Here is a 23681-nt window from a genome sequence, read left to right as displayed (position 1 = left end):
CGCCTTTCCTGGGCCGGGAGTTGTGTTCGGCTGCCGGAGGAATCAGCCGTGCTCTTCCTCCTCGGCCTCCATGCTTCGGATCCCCTGGTGGGTGAGAGTCACCATCGCCGGAGTGTTGCCCGGCTCCCAGTCGACGGTGATCAGGCCTTCGCCCGCGAGGTAGGTGCAGGCGGCGGCCAGGTCCTGTTCCGGTACGTCGAGGTCGTGCCGGAGGTTCGCGCCTGTGAGGCCGAGGAGACGATTGCCTTCGACGGCCTCGTACAGGACCCGGAGCACCTGTTCGCGGTAGGTCTTGCGTTCACTCAGTGTGGCCATAACCGCGTCCTCTCGTGTCGTCCGGCTGGCCGGGAGGCCTGGGCAGGGGGTCGCTGAAGTGGAAGGCGGCGATACGCGCGTCGTGCTGTGCGTTGAGCACGTGTATCAGGCGCATTCCGATGGCGGTCGCAAGGATGATCACCGCGATGATGACGAAGGTCTCCATGCTGCTCACCTCCAGGTGCTGCCGGGCACCGGGAGGGCGCGTCTGCCTACCGGGTTCCCGATGGGGGACATGCAGGCTCCGCCATCGCTTTCCCAGCTGGCTTGCCGACGTCGGGCGTCCCGGATGCCGCGCCCGATGGCGGCTTCGTTGGCCATCAGGACGCCTGCGGTGAGGACACTGCCGGGGATCGTCGCGGCGGCCATGAGGCGGGCAGCGGCTGCGGGCTCGGTCTCGGGTGGGATCACCAGCAGGTCAAAGCGGCCGACGGTGTAGGAAAGCAGGATCAGCTTGTCGGGGTGCTGTTCGGTGAACCAGCCCACGTGGACGGTGTGCCCGGCCACGGGAACCGTGCGCGGGATGACGGGCCAGAGCGTGGGGTTCACGGTGACGTGGGTGATGCGTCCCCAGGGCTCGTCGAGTGCGGCCGCGAGCGGCGGAAGCTCGATTTCGAGGTCGCGCGAGTAGGGCCACCAGGCCCCGTCGAGCTGGCCGGCGAGGGTGGTCTTCGGGGTGAGGGACAAGCGTGCCGGGAACTCTGCGGCGAGGTCGCGGGGTGCGGTCCGGTCTAGGACGGTGGTCATGGTGCGGACCTGCCCCCGGGCTGTCCGCAGGCAGCCCGGTTTTTCGTGATCGCCGGAAATGACACCCACATTGAAGCCGGTGTGCGAAGTACTCCCGGTACTTTCACTGTACGCCGGTTCAACCGACTCGGACCGGTTTGACCAGGTATTTTCCCGTGGGCGGCGAAGCGGGTGCGCGGTGGCGAACGGCGGCAGTGCCGTGGAACCCGCAGACGACGGCACCGCCCCGCGCGGCCTGATCCTGAAGCCTCAGCGGCCGAGGTACCGCTCGACCGCCGCGGCGACCGCCTCGGGAGATTCCTCCGGTGCGTAGTGCCCGGTGTTCGGGAGCACCTCAAGCTGGGCGTTCGGGTACCACTGCAGCCAGGTGGCCCGCATGGCCTCGGGTCCCAGGGCGGGGTCGTTCGCCCCGGCGAGGAGGAGGACCGGGACCGGGTTGTCCTTCACCCGCTCATGGAAGTCGCCGCGCGCCCAGGAGTCCAGGTACGCGCGGAAAGCCGCTGCCGAGGAACGTTCCACCGAGCGGCCGGCCATGGCGTCCAGCCAGGCGTCGTCGCGGAGCCCGCCGGTGGTGTTATCGATGATCGCCCGGCGGTTTCCGGGGTTCTCCGCGGCGCCGGCGAACAGCTCCCAGGTCTCCCCTTCGAGCGGAAACCCGGACGCGGGAACCCCCGAGATGCCGATGATCGAGCGGATCCGCGACGGGGCGTCCAGCAGCATCAGCTGGGCCGCCTTGGCGCCCATGGAATGGCCGATGACCGAGAAGGACTCCCAGCCCAGATGGTCGGCCACGGCGAGGGCGTCCTCGGCGACCTCCTCCATCGTGAACGCGCCGTCCGTGTCGATCGCCTCGCCGTACCCGCGGCAGTCCAGGAACGCGTAACTGAACGCTTCCACGTTCAGGTGCTCGCGCATCGGATCGAAGCTCGACCGGTCGCCGAACCAGTTGTGGAGCACGAGAGCCCGTACGGGACCGCTGCCCAGTACGTCGTGCGGAATGACCTGACCTGTCACAACATCCCCTACCGTGAGATGGCCGTGCACGGATACCGATGGTCACCGGCGGTCAAGTCTTGCGATCGCCGCAGGCAGGGGCAACGCGACACCCCGTACGCCCCCATGTCTCCGGGTGGGGCCCCAGTGGTCCAGGCTCAGAGCAGTCAGGGTCATTAGAACAAATGGCCAAGTTCCTTCACCCATTGATCAAGCTGTTTGCGGACCGCGCCGACGTCGGTCGACGCGGCCTTCAGCATCGAGCTGGCACATGGGCCCGTGGCACTCTGCCCCGGGTACGGCCCGGTGGCGTCGATGGGGGTCGGTGGACGTGCGATGGCGGAGGACAGCGTGGTGACGAAGACCGTGGCGACCTCACGTGCCGTTCCCTTCATGTGCTGGCAGGCCTTGTCCGCGGCCGGGCCGAGGAGTTCGCCCGACGTTACCCATCTGGTCGCCGCGTACCACACGGCGAACTCATAGAGTTTGTCCGCGAGTTTGTCGATCAGGGCAGCCTTGTTGACGATTCCCGCAGAGGACACCGTGGCACCGAGCGCGCCGGCGAATCGGCCGGCGCGCTGGGCCCACTCGGCCTTGCTCCCCAGAGGGAGATAGCTGGCGAGTGCGTCCGCGATGCCCTTGCCCGGCGGGTACTGCGGGGCCCCGCCGGGCGTCGTGCCGCAGGCGACCAGGTATCCGGCCGCATCGCCCTCCAGGTTGTCCATCACCCCGTAGTCCGACGTGCGGTTGTGGAAGATGACCTCCACACTCGTGGGTCTCAGGATGCGGCGCTTGGCGAGATTCGCGGCGCCGCCGCCGAGGTCACCCAGCCAGGTCACGATCTCCAGGCCGGTTCCGCCCTGTCCCGTGAAGTTCTGCGTCCGCAGGACCTGACTCGAACGCGTCTCCAGCCCGATCAGCATGTGCCCGATGTCGATGCCGCGCCCCCGGTCGCGGATGCTCTGGCTGGCCTGGAGGTCGGCCATGATGCTGGTCCCGGCGAAGGCCGGCCGGGGATCCGCGGGGATCGTTCCTCCGGTGTACGTCAGGAATCCGAGGTTGCGGATATTCGCGCCACCCGTGCTGCGGACGGATTCCACCTTGTAGTCGAGACTCCACAGAGTCCCGTAGTAGACGCCCCGCAGAGTACTGACGCGGTCCAGGGGACTCGTCTGACCGGCCTTTTTGATCAGCAGGTCCTCCGCGGCCCGGATCAGTGCGACAACCGCGCCGAACGAGGTGGCCTTCGCCATGCCAACCGCTCCTGTTCCTCAGTTCTCCACCCACTCGCCGGACGCGTCCTTGCGCCAGGCGGGCAGTTCGTCGTCGTGGCGCAGCTTGACCAGGGTCGTCGGGATGCGGACCCGCCACGGGGCGCCCTGGGGGACCTCGTCACCGGGACGGTTGAGCCGCTCGGCCAGTTCGTCGGCGATGGGCAGATAGAGAGGGCTCGTGATCGCGGGCAGCGGACCGCCGTTCCACAGTTCCCCGAAGTTCATGTAGTGGTCGACAGCCCCTTCGAAACCGGGGCGGATCGGCACGGTCACCCGGCAGAACCCGGCTTTGAGGAACTGATTGAACTGCGGGTCCGGGTCCTCGTAACTCAGCCGCTCGTCCCATTGGCTCTTACGACCCCAGAAGTACGGGTACGCCACCCACGTCAAATGCTCCCATTCGACGGCCTGCTCGAAGAACCGTACGTACGCGCCTTCGGCGGCGGCCTCTGCCACATCGATCTGCGGAATCGCACGGCCGTCGCTCGTCACCACGTTGATCGAGCCGAACAGGTCGAAGTGCTGGTCGGTGAGGATGCTGAGGCAGCTCTTGCGCAGCTCGTCGGCGACGATGAGCTGGTTGGCCAGCGGGTTGCGGCCATGGATCGGCACCCCGGCCTGCAGTTGGAGGGCGGCGAGCTGCTGCTCGTACTCCGACAGGCGCGCGAGGTAGGCGGTGGTGAGCTTGGCATGGGTCTCCAGACGCCACTTGTCCAGGGCCCGCTCGGTGCGCTGGCACTTCACCTCGACTCCGACGGCGACGCCCGAGATCCGCCAGGTCTGGACGGCGACCGGGACGGAGTCGCGCTCCTGCGTCATCGGCGCCGTCCACAGCCAGTCGCCGTAGTGGAACCTGTGCGTCCTGCTGCCGACGAGCACGTCGACGCTGCAGTTCTGCTGCCAGAGGTTGAACAGCGCGCCGCAGGAGACCTGGACGGCCATGTAGCCGTCGTCGATGCCGATCTGCCCCGAGTGCGTGTAGTCGGTCTTGCTGTCGCCGCCGCCCGCCTTGAAGTCGAATGACTTCGTGCGGTAAATCTCCGGCGGCGGGGACACGTCCGTCGCGTGGTAAAGCTGCACCCACTGGGTGTAGTTGAGCTCGGTGATCTGGTCGGGCCGGATCGTGAACGGGGCCGGCTTGGCGATGTCCACCGCACTGGCGTGCGCCGACTGAAGCGTCTCGATGAAGTACGCGGCGGGCTCCGGCACCATGAAGTCGAACATGGTCCGCAGCCCGTAGTTGTACATCTGGGCCTCGTAGACCTTGTTCACCCACTGGTAGACCCCGGAGATGTTGCCGTTGCCGTTCCGGTTGTCCAGTCCGTGGCTGTTCTTCTCGGTCACCTCGGTGGTGACGCGCAGGGACGTGCGTTGCAGGACCCGTTCGGAGATCCGGTTGGAGCTGCGCTGCGTCACGTCCTGCGCGAAGGTCGCGGCCGACTTCGTGGCCTCCTCCTTCGAGCGGGACAACGAGCCTTCGACGGAGGCGTTGAACTCGACCGTCGGCCCGTACTTGCCCGACACGGTCAGTCCCGCCTTGAGCTGTGCGTCCTCCTTGATGACCGAGCTTGCCTCCCGGGTCATCTCGAACCGGTCCGTGGACTCCAGCTCCCGTTCCTCGGCCGTGGTGACCTCGGTCTCGGTGAAGGTGATCTGCTCGGTCTCCTGTCGCCGGGTGTGTTCGCGCTGCTTGCTCTCACCGCGCAGTACGTTCTCGATGTGGGCGACTTCGGCCCCCTCGTAGCCGACCAGTTGCTGGCGGACCAGGATCAGGTCCGCGACACCGGACGGGGCGACCGTGCCGCGCGTGTACGGGATCCGCTCGTCCACCAGCGGTACGGACTCCGGCGCCAGGCCTTCCCCGACGACCAGGTCCGTCCACGGGGAGGGCAGCGGGGTCGAGAGGGTGACGAGCGTGTCGCCGATGCGCTTGACACTGCGGCGCGTCGGACGGCCCACCAGGGTCTCCAGCTCCCCGCCGATCGAGGTCCGCTCGTCCTGCAACAGGGCCACGATCCGGTCCAGCGGCTGGGCGTTCACTCCGATGCCGCGCTCCGACAGGAGCGTCTTGGTGGCCGCGCTCAGGGTGTCAAGAGCACTGGCCCGCAGTCGGAAGCCGAGGTCACTGAGTTGCAAGGCCTTGAACGGCGGAGTACCCGACAGCAGGTCGGGCTTCGCGCCGAAGACCTGCCCCGCGAGCAGTGCGGCGCCCTCCACCGGCGGCGCCGGTGGGGGCTGGGCCGGGGGGTCCGCCGCGGGCTCGGCGAGCGGCGTGGCGGGAGCCGGGCCCAGGGCACGCAGGTTCGCCTCGCCGAGGCGGCTGTGGAAGCTGACTTGTCGGGCCAGTGCGGCCAGGGGCTGGAGGTCGGCGGCCGGTACGGACCCGTCGCCGTCCGCTTGCGAGGTGGCCTGCAGATGCTCTCCGCCGAGGCCGGTCAGCTCCACCACCGCGTCCCGAAGCCGCTTGTGCGTTGCCAGCAGCTGTGCGGCGCGCTCACGGCGGCGGGCCGCGGCCTGCTCCTCCTGCTCCCGCCGGCGGGCTTCGGCCGCGCTCGTCGAAAGCTCGGGTTCCAGGCCCGTCGCCCTGGGCAGCTTCAGAGATCGCCGCAGCATCCGCCGGACATCATCCGCCTTGGCCGGGAACGCCGCGTCCGAGACCAGGCGTGCGATCACCTCCAAGTACCGCAGCTGGTCGGTGAGGGCGTCGATCGGCCGACTGTGCGCGGTCGGCAGGTACTTGATCGCCAGCAGACTGTCCCGGAGCCGCGACACCGACTCCTGGTAGGGCTGCCCGCCCACCACGGCCGGAGGCTCAGCCCCGTACGCATCCCGCACCGCCTTGACGACCGCGAGCCGCAGGGCGTTGGGCTGCCCAACAGGTGGGCTCGCGAGCAGCCGTCCGAGGGCGGCGGCGAACGTGGCGGTCTGCATCGCCAGTGGGGTCTTCGCCGGGGCCCCGATGAATCTGGCCGACGCGACGAACTCCCCGGCCACGCGGCGCACTTCCGCACGGGGCGTGCTCGATTCCGACGCGGTGGCGAGCACGTCCTGGAAGGCGGATTGCTGAGCCAGCTCGATACTTGGCTGATCCGGATCCTGACTGACCGCGGGGCGGATCAACGACATACGGAATAGCGGTTCCATGCACTCTCCAGGGAGGCTCGCCCGAACAGGGCGTGTGGCGCGTGATGCGCCCCGGTCATCACGCGCCAACTCCCCGTGGGAATAGGGATGTTCATCCGCGTCCTGCTACACGGCCTGTTCAGGATGCCAGTTCCGCGCTGAATGGCAATCGCTTCGGTCCACTGAGCGGAACACAGGGCCGTTGCCGGGGTGGCAGCCTGGTGAGCTTGCGTTCGAGCAGTCCGAATACCTTCGGCCACCCGAACAAACATCATGCGGGGCAAGACCACTGCATCGAAGTAACAACAACCCATCTTGGCCCGAGCCTGGCACACCGGCCCTTTACTGGTGCTCGGGAACTGGAGGGCTTGCCGAGGTCTGCCCTCATGTCGCCATCACCGGTCGGCCCGCGCACCCCGACCACCCCCTCGCGAAGGAGAGCCCGGCGGATGACCATCGAGACCAGCCCGGAGACGGAGCTGGAGCCGGCACGGCAGAGCAGCCTGGGCACCGCGGCCGCCCGCAACCTGGCCACCACGGCCAAGTCCGCGCCGCAGATGCAGGGGATCACCGATCGCTGGCTGCTGCGGATGCTCCCCTGGGTGGAGGCCAAGGGCGGCACCTACCGGGTGAACCGTCGGCTGACGTACACCGTCGGTGATGGGTACATCGCATTCGTCCAGGACGGTGCCGACGTCCGGGTGATCCCCCAAGAGCTCGGCGAACTGGCCCTGTTGCGCGGCTTCGAGGACGCCGACGTACTGACCGCGATCGCCGACCGGTGTGTCCAGCGTGACTTCCGCGCCGGCGAAGTGCTGGTCGAGCGCGGCGCCCCCGCCGAGCGGATCAACCTGATCGTCCACGGCCGCATCAGCCAGACCTCCGTCGGCCAGTACGGTGACGAAGCGGGCATCGGCCTGCTCGCCGACGGCCACCACTTCGGTGAGCAGGCCCTTCTGGACGCCGACGCCACATGGGACTACACCGCCACGGCCGAGACCGCCGGCACCCTGCTCACCCTCTCCCGTGCCGACTTCGGCGCCGTGCTGTCCAGGGCACCGAGCCTGCGGGCCCACATCGAGCAGTTCGGCTCGCTGCCCCGCCGGCGCCAGAACCGCCATGGCGAGGCCGAGATCGGGATGTCGGCCGGCCACACCGGCGAAGCCAGACTGCCGGGCGCCTTCGTCGACTACGAGCTCCGCCCGCGCGAGTACGAACTCTCCGTCGCACAGACCGTTCTGCGGGTCCACACGAGGGTCTCGGACCTCTACAACGGGCCGATGAATCAGACCGAGGAGCAGCTCAGGCTGACCATCGAGGCGCTGCGCGAGCGCCAGGAGCACGAGCTGATCAACAACCGGGAGTTCGGCCTGCTCCACAACGCCGACTTCAAGCAGCGGATCCAGCCCCACTCCGGCCCGCCCACCCCGGACGACCTCGACGAACTCCTCTGCCGCCGCCGGGGCACGAAGCTGTTCCTCGCCCACCCCAGGACGATCGCGGCGATCGGGCGCGAGCTCAACGCCCGCGGGATCTATCCGGACCAGGTCGACCTCGGCGGGCAGCGGGTTCCTGCGTGGCGGAACGTGCCGATCCTGCCCTGCGACAAGATCCCCATCAGCAAGGAGAGGACCAGTTCGATCCTCGCCATGCGAATCGGCGAGGACAACCAGGGCGTCATCGGTCTGCACCAGACCGGCCTGCCGGACGAGTACGAGCCGGGTCTGTCGGTGCGCCACACGGGCATCAGCGAGCAGGCGATCGCCTCGTACCTGGTCACCACCTACTACTCCGCCGCCATCCTGGTGCCCAACGCGCTCGGCGTGCTGGAGAACGTGCAGATCGCCCACTGGAACCACTAGGGGAGCCGTTCAGCGCCCCCAACGGCCCGGACCTTCCCCGGCCGCGGGTCGAACATGCCCGGGACCCGGGGCAGTCCGCCCCGCCTCACCTCATCAAGGAGTTACGGATGCCCGATCCTGGTGCTGCCCCTGTGCAGTCGAGCCTGCCGGCCGCCGCGGCCCGTTTCGGGGACCGCACTGTTGCCGCCGATGTGGAAGCCGATGCCCGGCTCCGCCTGCCAGGGCCGCCCCGCGTCCCTGTCCCTGCCGCGCCAACCGCTCTTCCGGGCGAGTCACCACCCGGCAACGCCCCGGGCAGTGACCTGATCGCGCGGCACTTGCGGGACAGTGCCGCCCAGGTGAGGCAACTGGACCCGGCCCTGGAACGGATCCTGCGAGGCCCCACCGGTCTGGGTACGGCCGGCCTGCAACTGAGCCGGTGCGAGCAGTCCCCGGCTCCCGTGACACCGGTGGAAGGCACTCCGATCCCGGGCCTCTACCACCACCCGGTGCCGCAGCCCGACCCGTCGCGGGTGGAGGAGATCAGCCGCAGGATCAAGACATGGGCGGTGGACGAGGTCCAGGCATACCCCCCGGAGTGGGAAGACCAGTTCGACGGCTTCTCCGTCGCCCGCTACATGGTCGCCTGCCATCCGGACGCTCCCACCACCGACCACCTGATGGTCGCCGCACGGCTGATGGTCGCCGAGAACGCGGTCGACGACTGCTACTGCGAGGACCACGGGGGCTCGCCCATCGGGCTCGGCAGCCGCCTCCTGCTGGCACACACCGCCCTCGACCCGCTGCACACCACGACGGAGTACGAGCCGGAGTGGGCCGCCTCGCTCCAGTCGGACGCTCCCCGGCGCGCCTACCGCTCCGCCATGGAGTACTTCCTCCAGCACGCCGCGCCCTCACAGGCCGACCGGTTCCGGCACGACATGGCCCGTCTGCACCTGGGATACCTCGCCGAGGCCGCGTGGGCCGAGACGGACACCGTTCCCGAGGTGTGGGAGTACCTGGCAATGCGCCAGTTCAACAACTTCCGGCCCTGCCCCACCATCACCGACACCGTCGGCGGCTACGAACTGCCGGCCGACCTGCACGCCCGGCCCGCCATGCAGCGCGTCATCGCACTCGCCGGCAACGCCACCACCATCGTCAACGACCTGTACTCGTACACCAAGGAACTCAACAGCCCCGGCCGACACCTGAACCTGCCGGTGGTGATCGCCGAACGTGAGGGCATGTCCGACAAGGACGCCTATCTGAAGGCAGTCGAGGTCCACAACCAGCTCATGCACGACTTCGAAACCGAAGCCGCCGCCGTCGCTGCCGCCTGCCCCGTACCCAGCGTGCTGCGCTTCCTGCGGGGAGTGGCGGCGTGGGTCGACGGCAACCACTACTGGCACCAGACCAACACCTACCGATACAGCCTGCCCGATTTCTGGTAAGGAGTGCACATTCCTGTGACCACCGAGCTCACCAACACCTCCGCCTTCGTCCCCGCCCCGGCGTCGCCCTATCAGGGGGACATCGCCCGCTACTGGGACCATGAGGCCAGGCCCGTGAACCTGCGTCTCGGCGACGTCGACGGGCTCTACCACCACCACTACGGCATCGGCGACGTCGACCACGCCGCCCTCGGGGACGCCGACGACAGCGAGCACGAGAAGAAACTGATCGCCGAGCTTCACCGCCTGGAGTCGGCACAGGCCGAAGTCCTGCTGGACCACCTCGGCACCATCGGGCGTGCCGACACGCTCGTGGACGCCGGCTGCGGGCGGGGCGGGTCGATGGTCATGGCCCACCAGCGGTTCGGATGCAACGTCGAGGGCGTCACCCTGTCCGCCAAACAGGCCGACTTCGCCAACCAGCGCGCCCTCGAACTCGGCATCGAGGACCATGTCCGCGCCCGCGTGTGCAACATGCTGGACATGCCCTTCGAGACCGGGCAGGCCTCGGCCTCGTGGAACAACGAGTCGAGCATGTACGTCGACCTTGAGGACCTCTTCGCCGAGCACTCCCGCGTCCTCGCGGTCGGCGGCCGCTATGTGACCATCACCGGCTGCTGGAACCCGCGTTACGGCCAGCCCTCGAAGTGGGTCTCCCAGATCAACGCCCACTTCGAATGCAACATCCACTCCCGCAGAGAATACCTGCGAGCCATGGCCGACAACCGCCTCGTGCCGCAAGCCGTCATCGACCTGACGGCCGCGACCACGCCCTACTGGCAGCTGCGGGCCACGTCCTCCCTGGTCACCGGCATCGAAGAGGCGTTCCTCAACTCGTACGAGGACGGCTCCTTCCAGTACCTCCTGATCGCCGCCGACCGCGTCTGACCGACCGCTGCCCGCAAGGGCCGGGCCCAACGGACCCGGCCCTTGCGGAGCATCCGCGGTGCACCCCGGGCGAGGCCACCGGCACCGCAGTCGGACCTCCGTGCTCTCTCAGCCCGTGTGAAGGATCCGGAAGCGATCGGGTTCCGCCGGATCCCGATCGACGACTTGGACGGGCGCCCAAGCCCATTGCCACACGCTGATACCCGGCGTACGGGAGAACCGGATCTGCCCCCGGGTGCCTTCGACTGCGACGCGCGGCCAGGATGCGGCAGTGCGCGCCCGGTCCGCGCCGTCCGAACGCAGCACATCGGCGAGGACGGCGACCGTGTCGTAGCCCTCGAAGGCGACGAAGGACGGTGCTTGGGCCAGCCGCTCGCGCAGGGCCGTCTCGACCCGTGCGCCGAGTGGGCCGAGGCGCTCGGGCAGGTAGCGCAAGAACGGGATCGCGGCGCCGTCATCACCCAGCGACGCCGCCCATTCGGAGAACTCCGGCTGCCCGGCCGGAGCACCGATCATGATCTCGGCCAGGCGCTGGTCGCGGCGGACAGCCTTGACGACAGGCACCGCGGGCTCAGGGTGGCCGACCAGAAGGAGGAGGGCTGTTGCACGGTGGTCGACGAGTGCGTCGCACACGGCGGTGGGGGTGAGCGCGCGCATGTCGAGTTCGATGACGGTGGCGCCGCGTGGAGCGAGGTAGTCCCGCAGAATGCGGGTCCCGGATGCCCAGTAGACACTCGGCTCGGCCGCTATGGCGATGCGGCTGTGGCCCGCGCCCAGGAGGAAGTCCGCGTAGATCTGCCAGCCGTGGGACTGGGCCGGGGCGAGGCGCGCGACCCAATCCGTCGGCTGTTCGGTGAGCGCGTCGAGAACCGCCGACGAGCAGAGGAACGGCAGGCCGAGGACGTCGGCCCTGGCGGCAGCGGCGCGGGCGACGACGCTGTGATACTCCCCCGCCATGGCGGCCACGCCCAGTTGGGCCAGTTCGTCCACGGCCGCCGCGGCCCTCTCCGGGTCAGCCGCGCTGTCCCGGACCACCAGCTCAAGTGGCCTTCCGGCGATCCCGCCGGTGTCGTTGACGTCGCCAACCGCCAGCTCAAGTCCAGCGAGCAGGTGCCGGCCCGCCTCGACCCAGCCGGGCCGAGTCAGCGGGACGAGAGCGCCGATCCGGACGGATGATCCGTCAGTCCACTCCGCTCCCCGTGGGGATGGTGGCGTATTCATGTGTGGGCGTCTCCCTCTCACTTCCGGTTGCAAAGCTCTCCGGGAGTGATAACACGTGCGCCGGGGCCGGTGCGCTGTCGTTCCACAGGCGCGGGCCGCCGTGGTCGCGCAGGCGGCGCAGAAAGGACAGAACACCCGCGCTGCCGGTGGCCCACCCCGGTCCCGAAGCGGCCAGGGTGTTGTCGGGGAACAGCGGCCGACGCGGGGTGCCGCCGCTGCGGGACAGGATCAGCCCCACCACGTCCTCGGCGGCGCGGTGCAGCTTGCCGTCGCCGGTGACGGCCTCGGCGTCGATGAGCAGTTCGCCGACGCCGGCCAGCCCGCAGCACTGGGACACCGGGCTCATCCGGGGCGCGAGGTCGCGGCACGCCCAGGCGCACCGCACCCCCAGGTCCGTCAGGCCCGGGTCCCCCTCGTGCCCGCCTGCCTCGATCAGCAGGGTTCCGATCCCGGCGAGTCCGCGGCACCAGGACCCGTAGCGCCGGTGGGCCTCGGGGCGGGCGGCCAGCGCCAACAGGCGGGGGGTGTGTACGGCGAGTTCGTCCAGTCCCGAGCGGGCGGCCGCGCCGGCGGCCGGGTCACCTGTGAAGCGGTGGTAGGCGTGCAGGAAGTGGATGACGCCCGCACGGCCGTGGGCGAAGCCGAACTCGAACGCCGCCTCGGACGTCGCCGCCGAACGCTGCGGCTGCGGACGCTCCCGCCCGCTCTCCGCAGCCAGCAGGGTGCGGACACACGCTCCCGCTGCGGCCAGCCGCGCCCCGGCCTCCTCGTCCCGCCCCGCCGCGTGCGCGCGCCGGGCCAACGCCAACAGCCCGGTCCCGGCGCCCGCCGCACCGCCGATCTGGTCACCGGTGTCGTCGTGGGGTCGCAGGCTCGGCGGGGGGACGAACGCCTCGGCTGTGCCGGTCAGTACGGCGGCGTCGAGGAAGAGGTCGACGCCGGTGCGGCCGGTGTACAGCGCGGCGGTCAGCGTCGGCAGGGCGGTGTGGTGGGCGGTGCGATGGGCGAGGGCGGCCACGGCCTGGGGGACGCCCGGCTGTTCCCTGTGATGCAGCAGTTCCAGGCCCACGCCGGCCGCACCGTCGTAAAGGGTCAGCCCGAAGTGCTGTTGCGTCTGCCGGGGCTGCGGTCCCGCGGGCAGTTCGCCGACGGCGGTCGCGCAGGTCGCGACGGTGTGCGCGATCAGGTCGTCCAGTAGGCCGCGGGTAACCCTTGGCGGTGACGGGAGTTGGCGCCCATTGGCCACCGGTGCGGGATGCCCGCGCCCCCGCCGTGCGTAGGCGGCACGCCGTAGAGGGTCGGGGTCCACAAGTCCGCCGACGAGTTCGCGTGCCGACCGGTGCGCCGCGTCCGGGAGTACGGCGGCCAGACAGGCGAGGGTGCGGTCCCGGTTGACGGCCTCGTCGCGGTCGACGACCACCGGGTCCATGCCGGTCAGCGCGAAGTGCAGGGTCGCGCCGAGCGCGTACAGGTCGTCGGCCGGCCCGGGCGGCTCGCCCGCGCGGTATACCGGCATCGAGTAGCCCGGCGTCGCGCCGGCGGGCCGGTCACCGTGCAGTGCGCTGACGCCGAAGTCCACGAGGTACGCGGTGCCGTCCTCGCCGAGCACCACATTGGACGGCTTGAGATCACTCACCACGACGCCACGGGCGTGCACTGCGTCGAGCACGGCCAGCAAACGGCGTGCCAACGCGGCGATTTCACGGTTGTCCGCTGTCGCCCCGACTGCCCCGGAGCCTGCGAGCGCGGGTTCAGCGGCGGGCGCGTACGGCCCGTGGCCGAGTACATCGCGGCGCAGGTCAACGGGCCCGCAGTCGGTGGTGACCAGGTACTCGTCGTCGCCGTGCCGGATGTGGTCGCGAACCTGGGGGACGCCTTCGACGCCCGCGAGGGCTCGCAGGACGGTGTGCTCGTGCCGCAGGCGGCCGCGGGCATCGACACCGTCGGGGCCCTCGCCGACGTAGGCCCTGGCCTGTTTGACGATCACGCGCTCGCCGGAGGCGGTGTCCATGGCGCGGTAGACGTCGCCGTGGGGGGAACGGGAGATGCCTGTGGTGAGCCGGTATCGCCCGCCGATCAGGCGGGCAGGACGGCCCGCGGGCGGCGTGGCGGCCCGGAACGGGTCGGCGGACCACGGTGGTTGGCGGTATCGAGTGCCCGCGCGCCCACGGAAGCGCACCCCGTCGGGGCCGGTCATGACGAGCGCGGCATCATCGGTGCCCGTGGCCCGGAACGGGCCGTAGCGGTAGTAGACGGGGGCATCGGAGCGGATCTGCCGGTCGCTGAGCACCCGGGGGCCCGGTCGGCCGGCCAGGAGATCCGCGAGTTCACCGCCCAGCGCCGTCACATCCCCCGGTCGCGGATATACGGTGACCGCCTTCCCTACGAGCGCGGCGTCGAGCGCTCCACTGTTCATCAGGCTCAACACCGCCGCGTCGCGGGCGAATTTGGCGTCGCAGACATAGCGCAGCAGCACGGGGACGACCAGGTCCGCGACCCGCGACAGGTCCTCCGCGCGGGCGGATACATGCAGTTTCCAACCGTGGCCGGGAAGCTCACTTGCCCGAGGGTGGGAAGCGAACAGGCAGAGCCACTGATCGTCGGCGACGAGACGCCGCTCGCAGTCGACGAGCAGGTTCCTGAGTTGCCGGTCGAGGCTGTGTTCCGGGCCCGGTGTGCCGGACCGGGGCACCGAAGTCCCTCGCCCGCGGGACGCGCGGGGGCCCGAGCGGTGCACGCCAGTGGCGGCCGTCCCGGACCTGTCCTCACCGGCCGAGGCCGGTCCGGCCGCCACTCGCGGTCCTCGCCTAGTCGCAGGCGAAGCGGGTCGTCGCCGTCACCCAGGGGTCTGCCAGGCACGCCTGGAGGCCACGGCTGGGGTCTGTCTGTTCCTCGAACGGGATCTCTTCTTCTTCCACGGCCACGTCGAGTGGGCCGGCGTCGCGGATCTGCAGTGCCAGAGGGCTCATGGCGGTCCTTTCTGTGTGCAGAAGGGGAAGGTTCGGTGGAGAGGTTGTCAAGCGCATGCCAGTTTCACCGACGCCGAACGAACCGGCAAGAGGGAGGACCTGAGGTCTCATCCGCATACCCCGGGCGGCGGGATCGCCAGAGGCAGAACGAGCCGCCCGCAGCGGGGAGGACGCACCTGGTCTGCGCGCATGCATGGCCGCTGACGGGTCTACGGACGCTCCGCCTCCGGCCGCCCGTACAGAACGGCCCTGTGCCGACGCCCCGCCCGTTTCGTACGCTGGCCGTATGCGCATGCGCCCCACGCTCAGCTGGACCCCCGACGCGAGCCTGCCGCCCGGCACCACGGATCTGGGACCGGTCGCCGACGCTTTGAGCAGCGGCGGTGTGCTGGTGCTCAGCGGAGCCGGCCTCTCCACGGAGTCGGGCATCCCCGACTACCGGGGCGAGGGCGGAAGCCTCAGCCGGCACACGCCGATGACCTACCAGGACTTCACCGCCGGCACCCAGGCCCGCCGCCGGTACTGGGCTCGCAGTCACCTCGGCTGGCGCACCTTCGGCCGCGCCCGGCCCAACGCCGGACACCGAGCCGTGGCCGCGTTCGGGCGGCACGGCCTGCTCAGCGGCGTGATCACCCAGAACGTCGACAGACTGCACCAGGCCGCGGGCAGCGACGGCGTGGTGGAACTCCACGGAAGCCTGGACCGGGTCGTCTGCCTCTCCTGCGGCGACATCAGCCCGCGCCGCGAGCTCGCCCGGCGACTGGAGGAGGCCAACGCGGGCTTCGCTCCGGTGGCCGCCGCGATCAACCCCGACGGCGACGCCGACCTCACCGACGAACAAGTCGGGGACTTCCACGTGGTGCCCTGCACCGTCTGCGGCGGCGTCCTCAAGCCGGACGTGGTGTTCTTCGGTGAAACCGTTCCTCCCCAGCGAGTCGCGCACTGCCGCACGCTGGTGGACGGGGCGACGTCGCTGCTGGTCCTGGGCTCTTCGCTGACCGTGATGTCCGGGCTGCGCTTCGTACGCCAGGCCGCCCGCGCCGGGACCCCGGTGGTGATCGTCAACCGGGACCCCACCCGGGGCGACCAGCACGCCGCCACCCGGGTCGCTCTCCCCCTGGGAACGACCCTCACCGCCGTCGCCGAACACCTGGGCATCCCCGTGGACGACCCGGCGACGCCCTGACCGAGGGCAAGCACCGCTGAAGCCCCCGTGGCACCGGCCAACAAGGCCTGTGCGGGGTCGGCGCGCGCGTGGTCAGAACCAGTGCAGGCAGTGCGGGGAACGCTCGGCGCGGAAGAGGGCGTCGGCGAGGGTGGCCGCGCCCGGGCGGTGGGCGCGGATGTGTCCGGCGCGCACGAGCGTGCTCGGGGCGGTGCCGCCGAGGTAGATCGAGCCCAGGTCGCTCACGTCCAGGGACAGGTCGGGCTCCCGGTCCGTCGGGACGCACTCGGCCTTGCTGTCCCGGACGGTCAGCAGGTAGCGGCCGTGTTCGCCGAGGAACGGGTCGTCGACGTCGAGGACGAGCTCGCCGTCCATGAACCAGCCGCGCGCGGTCAGCGCACGCGGGACGTCCAACAGCCGCACCCAGAGCCAGTCGGTGTCGTCGCTCACCTGGCCCGCACGGAAGTCCGCCAACTGCCAGCGCACCGGGTGCTCGGGCGGGACGTGCTTGAACACGACCTGGGTGACCAGGTCATGTCCGAGTACGAACCGGGCCAGGGCCGTGAAGACGGCGTCGTCCGCGGCGATGATCTCGTCGACCGTCAACGTATCGGGCTCGCCGATCAAATAGCTGGCGTACCCGTCCGGAACGCCGTCGGCGTCACGGTGGACGGCGACGTAGCGCGGCGCCGGAGAGATCGGGGGCCGCCCCGCGCCCAGGGCCCACCAGCTGTGCGGCCGGGACAGCGCGCCGGGCTGTGCGCGGCGGTACCGGTCGTAGACCTCTTCCAGGATCTCGCCACAGTCGGCACGCCGCAGCACCTCGACCGAGCCGCTCGCCGGGACGTCGGCCGTTCCGCGCGCCCGAGGGAGGACGAGGGCGGCCCGGTGGCGCGGAACCGTCAGCCGCTGCGTATAGGTCGCCGGTCCGTACCCGAACCTGCGGTAGATCAGCGCCTCGGAGGCCAGCAGTACGGAGAGGAACTCCCCCCGGGACCGCAGCTCGGTGAGCTGATGCCGCATCATCGCGCTGAGCACGCCCTGGCGTCGGTGCGAGGGCAGGACACCGACGGCAGTCACCCCGGAGGTCGGGACGAGGATCTCGCCGGGCAGGGTGAGCTCGAAGGAGTACGCACCGGCCGTCCCCACGGGACGCCCGTCCGCCGTCATCGCGAGCAGACCGCGGTCCATTTCGAGCGCCGACCACCACACCCCGCCGCCCTCGGCCGGGGTTTGTGGGAAGCGCCCGAACGCGGCATGGAGGGTGTCGACGAAGACATCCAGGTCCTGGTCGGTCGTGGAACGGATCTCCATTGCTGCCGCTGCCTTCCTGCCGTACCGGCACCACCCCTCGTGATGTCCCGCCACAGTGCAGCGTTGCCCCGTGGCCAGGTCAAGCGAATTACGGCCCTCCCGCGGGCGGACGTCGTACGGAACGCGGACAGCCCGTGGCCGGAGTGGGCCACGGGCTGTTGGTCCGTGCGCGCGGGCCACGTGCGGGCCCGCGCGGGACGGGAGGTCAGCGAACGGTCACGTTGAACACCGGCGAGGCGGTGCTCCCGCTCACGATGCGCAGGTCGTTCTTGCCCTTCAGGCCCAGCTTGACGCCCAGCGAGTAGGTGCCCTTGGAGCTGAGCGGGGTCACGGCGGGCAGGCTGACCCACTTGGCGCCCTGCTTCTGCTGGAGGACCATCTTGCTGCCCGCCTTCAGACCGGTAGCGGTGCCGGTGACCCGGAACAGCTGCCATGCCTTCACCGAGGTCACCGACGGCTTGGCGGTGATGCCGGCCTTGGCGGCGGTCGCCTGCGCGCCGGAGGCGGCGGCCGCCGGGGTGGCGGCCGAGGCCACGGTTCCCGCGAGAACGACGGACGCCGCGCTGACGACGCCCACGGCAGCGATACGCAGGGAGTGCCGCTTGGTGATGGCCATGAATATCCCTCTCAGTCGAAAAGCCCCAGATCTCACGCTTCAGTGAGTTGGTGCCATTTGCTCGCTTCTTACCTGGAGAGATGCCCCTCGCCCCGTATGCGTTGCCCCGCCTTTGTCACCGTCCTGCAACAGCCGCCAATGGTGGCCGCCCCCGCGCCTCAGGGGGTGTACACGGCGTCGCTTCCGTACAGCTGCCGGGTGAAGCCGGAGACATAGGTGTGCCGGTCGGAGCCGTCCAGGTTGTACGTCAGGTAGACGCCGTAGCCCTCGCTGACGGTCCGCCTGGCCAGGCTCGCCGCGGTGGTCGAGGACGTAGATGCGAAGTCGATGGCCGCCGGTGACAGGTTCGCCTTCGGCAGGGCGATTCCGGGCACACCCCAGGTGCCGTAGTACGGGTTCCAGGCGTAGTTGAACTTCGACGAGATGTTCACGCCGCCGTAGGACAGTCTCGTCGCCGACGGGCCGATGTTGTAGAGCGAGATCAGCTTGTTCGGCATGTTCTCGCGCAGCGCGGAGACCAGATGGACGAACGAGCTGTCATTGGGCTGGCCGGTGCCGTTCCTGCCGTACTCGGCGTACTCGTCGTCGAAGTCGATGCCGTCGAGGCCGTACGTGCTCACGGCGTCGGACAGCTGCTTGGCGAATGCCGAAGCAGCCGCCTTGGAAGGCAGGTTCGCGAACCCGGCGCCCTGGTGGTTGCCGAGCACCGACAGCATGACCTTGATGCCCTTCGCCTGCAGCGGGCGGATCTGAGTCGCCGCGTTGTCGAGGACGCGCTGCACATTGGGGTTGAAGTACAGGTACGCCGACTTCTTGGCGGTGTCGTAGTTGATGTTGGCGGCGAACACCACGGCGATGTCGAAGACGTTGCCGCCGCCGTTGGCCAGGCTGTACTTGCCGACGTTGAGCATGCTGTTGCTGTTCACCTCGATGTAGGCCACCGAGGTCGGCCCCTGCTTCTTCGCCGCGGGTGCCCCCGCCGCAGGGGTGGTCGCCGTCGCGCCGACCGCGAGTGCCGCGGTGGCCAGGAGTGCGAGTGCCGTCGTCCGTGCTGTGCTCCGGCGTGATGTGCGCATTGCCGATCAGCCTCCCGTCGCATCGCTCGTGCGGTTTCTCCACCAGCGGCAGGCGCGCTCCACGCCTGCCGCGCGGAAGCGGTCGGCTGATGCCGTACGGGCCGCCCGCTCCGGCCGGACCGGAGCCTGCCATACCGCAGGGCGGCCTGGATAGGGTGCCCCGGGCACGCGATGCCGCGCGTTCGCACGTACATCGCGTGTGACAGCGGTGTACGGACCACGTCACAGGGCCCGTATGGCCAGGTGCTGTTGCTTCCCCCCGCGCCCCATCGGTGGGATGTTTACGGGCCGCAGCGGCCGGTAGCCGGCCGCAGGGAGGGATCGGGGTGGACACCTTGACACGCCAACAACACCGCACCGGCAACGGCAGAACCGCCGCAAGGGCTCGGAAGATCGGCAGGACCTGCGCGGACGGCACCACGCGGCGCCGGGCGGCGGTGACCGCCACGGCCATCGCCATGGCCGCACCACTGACCCTCGGCGCCGCGGCAGACGCGGGGGCGGCGGGGGGCCACCCGATTGTCTTCGCCCGCTACACCACGGCAGCACCCACGGAGGACCTCTACGCGCTCTCCCCCAGCGGCGGCACGCCCGTCAAACTCACCCACACCGGCGCCGTCAGCGATGTGATGCCCAGTTGGTCGCCGGACGGCAAGCGGGTGGCCTTCGTCCGCTATGGATCCGGTGGCGCCATCGACGGCATCTGGACGATGAAGACCACGGGCGGCGACCTGAAGCCCGTCCCCGGCACCAAGGGCGCCTCCGACCCGGCATGGTCCCCGGACGGCAAGCTGATCGCCTACGCCAAGCCGGTCGGCACCCAGCGCGAGATCTATGTGGCCGACATCGACGGCACTCCCGCCACCCGACTCACCCACACCGTGGCGGACGACCTCCATCCGACGTGGTCCCCGGACGGCAAGTACCTGGCGTTCAACCGCGCGGACGCGGGCGGACACAGCAGGGTGATGCGGATCCGGCTGTCCACCCTGACCCAGACGGCGCTCACCGCGCCCGGCTCCTACGACTGGACGCCCGACTGGTCGCACGGCAACCGGATCGCCTTCAGCCGCGTGGACTCCTCCGGATTCGCCCACCTCTACTTCGTCCGCCCCGACGGCACCGGACTCCACCGCATCACCAAGGACCGCTTCAACGACAAGAACCCTTCGTGGTCCCCGGACGGCAGCCGCCTGGTCTTCACCAGAGGCGGTGCCGACGACGCGGACCCCGAACACCTCTACCTGGTACGGGCCGACGGCACCGCACTGACCCAACTCACCAAGACCGACTCCCATGACCTGGAGGCCGACTGGCGCCCGTAACGTCCCAGTCAGCGGCCGGTGGCTGCCCGGGTCCGGCGAACGGCGGGCCGGCCCGGGCGAGTCGGGCTCGTCGGCGATCTTGTGCTAGTGGGAACCCTCCAAGCCCGGCTGGACATCGTTGTGCCGGTCATGATCACCGGGTTCATCCGCGCGGCCGCAGACTTACGGGACGGGGTGGCCGAGGCGGCCACCCCGTCCATGTCCGTGACGACACCTGGGACACCACACCGTGAGCGAACGCGTCATTGCGCCCAAGAGCCGGGGCTTCCTTTTCCTCGACTCCCATCCTGGCGGTTGCCGACAGCTGGTGGACGAGATGTGGGAAGCCGTCCCCACCCCGGTCACCGTCGAGGGCGAAGGACCGGTGGCTCTGGTCATCGGCTCGTCCGCCGGATACGGCCTGGCCGCTACGATCGCGGGCCTGGCCCGTGTCGGTATCCGCGGCATCGGCGTGTGCTTCGAGAAGGCGCCCGCGCGCCGCACCGGCACGGCCGGCTGGTATCGCACCGCCGCCACCGCCCGGCTCGCCCAACAGCACGGGCGGGACATGATCTTCCTCAACGGCGATGCGTTCAGCGACGCGATGAAGGAGCAGGTCGCCGACCTCCTGACCGAGCGATTCGGTGGACGACTCGACTTCCTGATCTACTCGGTGGCCGCGCCTCGCCGCACCGACCCGGACACCGGCAGCGTGTACGCCTCGGTCCTCAAGCCGGTCGGCTCGCCGTACACCACCAAGACCCTCGTCTTCGACGAGTCCGGCGCCCCGGAGGTCAAGGAGGTCACCACCGAGGCGGCCGAGGGCGACGACATCGAGCAGACCGTGGCGGTGATGGGTGGCACCGACTGGGAACGGTGGATCACCTTCCTGGCCGACCGGTCCCTGCTCGCCGACGGCTTCACCACCGCCGCCCTGTCCTACATCGGTTCGCCACTCACTGCGGCGATCTACCGACAGGGCACCATCGGCGTCGCAAAGGCCCATCTCGAAGCCACCGCACGCACGTTGGACGAGCGCCTCGGCAAGACCCTGGGCGGCCGGGCCGTGACCTCGGTCAACGCCGCTGCCGTCACCCAGTCCTCCACCGCCATCCCCGGCATCGCCCTGTACGTCGGGCTGCTGCGCGGCGTCCTCGGCGAGGCCATGGTGGCCCCGATCGGTCAACTCGTGGAGCTGTGGGACCAGTTGACCGGCGCCAGCCCCCTCGATCTCGACGACGAGGGCCGGGTCCGCCTCGACACCTGGGAACTCGACCCCGCCGTGCAGAACGCCGTCGCCGAACGCTGGTCCACCGCCACCAGCGACACCATCACCGAACTCGCCGACCTCGCCTGGTTCAGCGACGAAGTCCGGCGCCTCTACGGCTTCTCCGTCCCCGGCGTCGACTACACCGCCGCCGTCGAAACCGACGTCCCCTGGCCCACTCCCACCATCTGACCCACGCCACGAACGCCGGAGACCGGCCGGCTCGCGCTGGAGATCACCTTCGGCTCCGGACGTCCGGTTACGGCCGGTCGAAGGTCTCGCACTTCAAGGAATTGCGGGTGTCTTCGAGGCAGATGTACACGTAGTCGGCCCCGCCGACCGTGTCCGCGGGAACGTTTACGGAGATGTCGATCGACTTGCCGCACACCGGCTTGGTGGTGCGTTCGCTCAGCCGGGTGTACTTGGGGCCGCCGTCGGAACGGTACGCCGCGATGTAGGTCTTGCGGCAGCTCGACGCGCTGACCGACTTCTGCTCCCCGGTGAGCTGGACGGACCTGTTGTACCAGGTCAGAGTCCCCTTGCTGTAGGTCTGCCCGTAGGAGACCGCGTACTTGCTCGGTGGGGCGGAGGCCGCGTTCGCGTGGCCTGCGGGCAGCAGGGTCAGGGCTGCGGCTGCCAGTCCCATGGAGACACACTTTTTCGCGGCCAGGGCCATTGAATCCTCCGTGAAGTCGTCAGTGGGGTGGGCATTGGAGCTGTAGTGGGTGAGTCTGGCACGGCAGGTCTCGGCCGGCAGCCGTCGAGTCGTCGCCTTTCCGTGCGCAGCACCGGGTCGTGACGTCCAGCTCTTCTCGGTATTCTTGATATTGAGGGACCACCGCAACCGCCCTGGCCTCCGTGGTACCGGAGAGGTCGGCGTGGCACGGAGTGTCCGTCACACCGTCGTCACGCGCGAGACCTTCCCGTGGCGAAGGGAGCGACCATGATCGTCCACAACCGGCGGCGCACGTCGGCCGTCTTCTGCACGGCAGTGATGATCGCCGCCGGCCTGGCTGCGGCGCCCGGCGCAGCCACGGCGCAGACATCGGCCGCGGCTCCGGGGCGACAGTGCGGCGTCCGTGACGGTTATCCGCCGGCCGCCCGTGATACCAGCGTCGGCGGCACCCCTACGAAGTACAAGTACACGTACTCCCCCTACATCGGCGGCCGGTACGACGGCTGCTCCCGCACCCTCAAGCTGTACTACGGCGGCAATTCCAGCCCCCGGTGGGCCTACTACGAGGTGTCGTACACCCATCCGACAGGGCGCGAATGGGGCACCTGGCAAGGGCGCATGGGAGAGAACCGCGTCGTGACCTGGAACAACCCCGAAATCGGCAGCTGGAACTTCAAGGTCCGTGCGTGCGCCCAGTCGATCGACGAGGGCCAGGGGCGTAACTGCACGTCCTGGTCCCCGCAGCTCTTCGTGTACACGGGCTCCGGCTGACCGCGGCTCGGCCAGGTGGACCCGGTAGGACACGTCATTCTCCGTCGGAGCGGGAGAGCGCTTCGGTGATCAGGCGGGTGGCGAAGTCACGGTCCTCGGTGATGCGGTTGATGTGCTCCGCGAGCAGAAAAGCGGTGACTTCCAGAGCAGTCATCTCCTGCTCAGTCCAGTCTCCATACTGATTGCGCCACAGGCTGGGGCTCAGGCCGGTGCCCGCGGCGATGACCAGGCCGGCCATGGTGGGGATGGCTTCGGGGCGGACACTCTTGGGCATCATCCGCATCGCGGCCACCAGGTTGGGCACCACGTACTCGATGACGTCCTTGCCGTGCTCCTCGTGGGCCTTCCGCAGCCACGTCATGAACATGTAGATGAGCGTGCAGGCGCCGTCCAGTAAGTCATCGGCTCCCTGCGAGCCCAGTGACGCGATGAACTGGTCGATCAGCGCCTCTTGTTCGGCGTCGGTCCCGGTCTTGCCGCTATAGATCTGCTTGAGCCTGGAGTCGATGATCATCAGAGCCGCGCCCACATCGCCGGCGGGAGCGTGCTGGGGACCATAAGGCGACAACAACGGATTCCTCCTCAGGCGGCCGCTATGGGCAGGGCGGCGTATCCGTACGGTAGAGGACCGAGGACACGAGGATCCGGCAATCCCGGGAAGAGCCTG

21 protein-coding genes are annotated in these 23681 nt (G+C 69.6%); 7 read left to right on the top strand and 14 right to left on the bottom strand.

The window, feature by feature from the left end:
* Positions 1–42: 42 nt before the first annotated feature.
* From OG965_RS37405 to OG965_RS37380, 6 genes are all read right to left on the bottom strand, one after another.
* Positions 43–315: a hypothetical protein gene (locus OG965_RS37405; RefSeq protein ID WP_371656528.1), complete on the bottom strand. Its 273-nt coding sequence runs from the start codon at positions 313–315 to the stop codon at positions 43–45.
* A complete protein-coding gene (locus tag OG965_RS37400; RefSeq protein WP_371656527.1) occupies positions 299–481 on the bottom strand; it encodes a hypothetical protein in 183 nt (60 codons plus the stop codon). Before OG965_RS37400 ends, OG965_RS37405 begins: the two co-directional genes overlap by 17 nt.
* A 5-nt stretch (positions 482–486) precedes the next feature.
* Positions 487–1062, bottom strand: coding sequence for a DUF5994 family protein (locus OG965_RS37395; protein ID WP_371656526.1), 576 nt, complete (start codon positions 1060–1062; stop codon positions 487–489).
* Between the two features lie 249 nt (positions 1063–1311).
* Positions 1312–2076: an alpha/beta fold hydrolase gene (locus OG965_RS37390; RefSeq protein WP_371656525.1), complete on the bottom strand. Its 765-nt coding sequence runs from the start codon at positions 2074–2076 to the stop codon at positions 1312–1314.
* Positions 2077–2231: 155 nt separating this feature from the next.
* On the bottom strand, positions 2232–3308 hold the full coding sequence (locus tag OG965_RS37385) for a hypothetical protein (RefSeq protein WP_371656524.1): 1077 nt from the start codon (positions 3306–3308) through the stop codon (positions 2232–2234).
* Positions 3309–3326: 18 nt separating this feature from the next.
* Positions 3327–6473 carry a hypothetical protein gene (locus OG965_RS37380; RefSeq protein ID WP_371656523.1) on the bottom strand — a complete coding sequence of 1049 codons (3147 nt, stop codon included), beginning with the start codon at positions 6471–6473 and terminating at the stop codon, positions 3327–3329.
* A 428-nt stretch (positions 6474–6901) separates the two neighbouring features.
* Between OG965_RS37380 and OG965_RS37375 the strand changes: the two genes are divergently transcribed.
* From OG965_RS37375 to OG965_RS37365, 3 genes are all read left to right on the top strand, one after another.
* Positions 6902–8314, top strand: a complete 1413-nt coding sequence (locus OG965_RS37375) for a family 2B encapsulin nanocompartment shell protein (RefSeq protein WP_371656522.1) — start codon at positions 6902–6904, stop codon at positions 8312–8314.
* Positions 8315–8421: 107 nt separating this feature from the next.
* Complete coding sequence (locus OG965_RS37370; RefSeq protein WP_371656521.1) at positions 8422–9747, top strand: family 2 encapsulin nanocompartment cargo protein terpene cyclase; 1326 nt, start codon at positions 8422–8424, stop codon at positions 9745–9747.
* Between the two features lie 9 nt (positions 9748–9756).
* Entirely contained in the window at positions 9757–10635 is an 879-nt protein-coding gene (locus tag OG965_RS37365) for a geranyl diphosphate 2-C-methyltransferase (RefSeq protein WP_371657163.1), read from the top strand.
* A 108-nt stretch (positions 10636–10743) separates the two neighbouring features.
* Here OG965_RS37365 and OG965_RS37360 read toward each other — a convergent pair whose 3' ends face one another.
* The 3 genes from OG965_RS37360 to OG965_RS37350 all read right to left on the bottom strand — a co-directional run bounded on the left by OG965_RS37360 (position 10744) and on the right by OG965_RS37350 (position 14825).
* On the bottom strand, positions 10744–11856 hold the full coding sequence (locus OG965_RS37360; protein ID WP_371656520.1) for an ABC transporter substrate-binding protein: 1113 nt from the start codon (positions 11854–11856) through the stop codon (positions 10744–10746).
* Positions 11816–14548: a class IV lanthionine synthetase LanL gene (gene lanL / locus OG965_RS37355; RefSeq protein ID WP_371656519.1), complete on the bottom strand. Its 2733-nt coding sequence runs from the start codon at positions 14546–14548 to the stop codon at positions 11816–11818. Before lanL ends, OG965_RS37360 begins: the two co-directional genes overlap by 41 nt.
* Positions 14549–14663: 115 nt before the next feature.
* Complete coding sequence (locus tag OG965_RS37350; protein WP_371656518.1) at positions 14664–14825, bottom strand: SflA family class IV lanthipeptide; 162 nt, start codon at positions 14823–14825, stop codon at positions 14664–14666.
* A gap of 286 nt (positions 14826–15111) precedes the next feature.
* On the opposite strand from OG965_RS37350, the gene OG965_RS37345 reads away from it, so the two are divergent.
* Entirely contained in the window at positions 15112–16011 is a 900-nt protein-coding gene (locus OG965_RS37345; protein ID WP_371656517.1) for an NAD-dependent protein deacetylase, read from the top strand.
* A gap of 72 nt (positions 16012–16083) precedes the next feature.
* On the opposite strand, the gene OG965_RS37340 is transcribed toward OG965_RS37345, so the two are convergent.
* The 3 genes from OG965_RS37340 to OG965_RS37330 form a co-directional block, all read right to left on the bottom strand.
* On the bottom strand, positions 16084–17304 hold the full coding sequence (locus OG965_RS37340; protein ID WP_371656516.1) for a GNAT family N-acetyltransferase: 1221 nt from the start codon (positions 17302–17304) through the stop codon (positions 16084–16086).
* A 205-nt stretch (positions 17305–17509) separates the two neighbouring features.
* Positions 17510–17920: a hypothetical protein gene (locus tag OG965_RS37335; RefSeq protein WP_371656515.1), complete on the bottom strand. Its 411-nt coding sequence runs from the start codon at positions 17918–17920 to the stop codon at positions 17510–17512.
* A gap of 158 nt (positions 17921–18078) precedes the next feature.
* Positions 18079–18996 carry an endo-beta-N-acetylglucosaminidase H gene (locus OG965_RS37330; protein ID WP_371656514.1) on the bottom strand — a complete coding sequence of 306 codons (918 nt, stop codon included), beginning with the start codon at positions 18994–18996 and terminating at the stop codon, positions 18079–18081.
* Between the two features lie 326 nt (positions 18997–19322).
* On the opposite strand from OG965_RS37330, the gene OG965_RS37325 reads away from it, so the two are divergent.
* Positions 19323–20321, top strand: coding sequence for a hypothetical protein (locus tag OG965_RS37325; RefSeq protein ID WP_371656513.1), 999 nt, complete (start codon positions 19323–19325; stop codon positions 20319–20321).
* Positions 20322–20550: 229 nt separating this feature from the next.
* Positions 20551–21759, top strand: a complete 1209-nt coding sequence (gene fabV / locus OG965_RS37320; protein ID WP_371656512.1) for an enoyl-[acyl-carrier-protein] reductase FabV — start codon at positions 20551–20553, stop codon at positions 21757–21759.
* Between the two features lie 67 nt (positions 21760–21826).
* Here the strand turns inward: fabV and OG965_RS37315 are convergent, their stop codons facing one another.
* Entirely contained in the window at positions 21827–22213 is a 387-nt protein-coding gene (locus OG965_RS37315) for a hypothetical protein (RefSeq protein WP_371656511.1), read from the bottom strand.
* 297 nt (positions 22214–22510) lie between these two features.
* On the opposite strand from OG965_RS37315, the gene OG965_RS37310 reads away from it, so the two are divergent.
* Entirely contained in the window at positions 22511–23014 is a 504-nt protein-coding gene (locus OG965_RS37310; protein WP_371656510.1) for a hypothetical protein, read from the top strand.
* Between the two features lie 34 nt (positions 23015–23048).
* On the opposite strand, the gene OG965_RS37305 is transcribed toward OG965_RS37310, so the two are convergent.
* A complete protein-coding gene (locus OG965_RS37305; RefSeq protein WP_371656509.1) occupies positions 23049–23585 on the bottom strand; it encodes a hypothetical protein in 537 nt (178 codons plus the stop codon).
* Positions 23586–23681: the final 96 nt, after the last annotated feature.

Origin of the sequence: Streptomyces sp. NBC_00224 (assembly GCF_041435195.1) — a bacterium.
Lineage (GTDB): Bacteria > Actinomycetota > Actinomycetes > Streptomycetales > Streptomycetaceae > Streptomyces.
This window is presented reverse-complemented; position numbering and strand designations above follow the sequence as displayed.

What these genes read in the sequence shown, in the direction of transcription:
- OG965_RS37375 (WP_371656522.1), top strand. Translation starts at nt 6,902, where the DNA reads ATGACCATCGAGACCAGCCCGGAGACGGAGCTGGAGCCGGCACGGCAG.
- OG965_RS37330 (WP_371656514.1), bottom strand. Translation starts at nt 18,996, where the DNA reads ATGCGCACATCACGCCGGAGCACAGCACGGACGACGGCACTCGCACTC.
- OG965_RS37315 (WP_371656511.1), bottom strand. Translation starts at nt 22,213, where the DNA reads ATGGGACTGGCAGCCGCAGCCCTGACCCTGCTGCCCGCAGGCCACGCG.
- OG965_RS37345 (WP_371656517.1), top strand. Translation starts at nt 15,112, where the DNA reads ATGCGCATGCGCCCCACGCTCAGCTGGACCCCCGACGCGAGCCTGCCG.
- OG965_RS37405 (WP_371656528.1), bottom strand. Translation starts at nt 315, where the DNA reads ATGGCCACACTGAGTGAACGCAAGACCTACCGCGAACAGGTGCTCCGG.
- OG965_RS37370 (WP_371656521.1), top strand. Translation starts at nt 8,422, where the DNA reads ATGCCCGATCCTGGTGCTGCCCCTGTGCAGTCGAGCCTGCCGGCCGCC.
- OG965_RS37335 (WP_371656515.1), bottom strand. Translation starts at nt 17,920, where the DNA reads ATGGCCATCACCAAGCGGCACTCCCTGCGTATCGCTGCCGTGGGCGTC.
- OG965_RS37350 (WP_371656518.1), bottom strand. Translation starts at nt 14,825, where the DNA reads ATGAGCCCTCTGGCACTGCAGATCCGCGACGCCGGCCCACTCGACGTG.
- OG965_RS37400 (WP_371656527.1), bottom strand. Translation starts at nt 481, where the DNA reads ATGGAGACCTTCGTCATCATCGCGGTGATCATCCTTGCGACCGCCATC.
- OG965_RS37395 (WP_371656526.1), bottom strand. Translation starts at nt 1,062, where the DNA reads ATGACCACCGTCCTAGACCGGACCGCACCCCGCGACCTCGCCGCAGAG.
- OG965_RS37380 (WP_371656523.1), bottom strand. Translation starts at nt 6,473, where the DNA reads ATGGAACCGCTATTCCGTATGTCGTTGATCCGCCCCGCGGTCAGTCAG.
- OG965_RS37360 (WP_371656520.1), bottom strand. Translation starts at nt 11,856, where the DNA reads ATGAATACGCCACCATCCCCACGGGGAGCGGAGTGGACTGACGGATCA.
- OG965_RS37385 (WP_371656524.1), bottom strand. Translation starts at nt 3,308, where the DNA reads ATGGCGAAGGCCACCTCGTTCGGCGCGGTTGTCGCACTGATCCGGGCC.
- OG965_RS37310 (WP_371656510.1), top strand. Translation starts at nt 22,511, where the DNA reads ATGATCGTCCACAACCGGCGGCGCACGTCGGCCGTCTTCTGCACGGCA.
- OG965_RS37340 (WP_371656516.1), bottom strand. Translation starts at nt 17,304, where the DNA reads ATGGAGATCCGTTCCACGACCGACCAGGACCTGGATGTCTTCGTCGAC.